Source organism: Actinotalea ferrariae CF5-4, from assembly GCF_000603945.1.
In the GTDB taxonomy this organism is placed as follows: Bacteria; Actinomycetota; Actinomycetes; order Actinomycetales; family Cellulomonadaceae; genus Actinotalea; species Actinotalea ferrariae.
On record NZ_AXCW01000569.1, the window covers coordinates 1 to 297 of the forward strand.

Annotated in this window: 1 protein-coding gene; it reads right to left on the reverse strand. The window is 80.5% G+C overall.

Annotated elements, in window-relative coordinates:
• On the reverse strand, positions 1 to 286 hold a 286-nt coding region (locus N866_RS19340; protein WP_245612676.1), incomplete at its 3' end, for an SAM-dependent methyltransferase.
• Positions 287 to 297 lie beyond the last annotated feature (11 nt).

Sequence of the window (297 nt, forward strand, 5' to 3'; positions counted from 1 at the left end):
CGGGCGTGGCCGGGTCGGCGCCGCCCGCGAGCGCCTCGGCGGTGAGGCGCGCCAGCCCGGCGACCCCCATGAGCACGAGGACGGTGGTGCACGGGCTGCGCAGCGCGGCCAGGTCGTCCGCCCGCAGCGCGGCCTCGCCACGGGCGGGGTGACCGTTGACGACGTGCACGCGGTCCGCGACACCGCGGTGGGTCACGGGGATCCCCCCGAGCGCGGGGGCGGACACGGCCGACGTGACGCCGGGCACGACGGTGACCGGCACACCCGCGGCGCGGCAGGCGAGCACCTCCTCGCCCC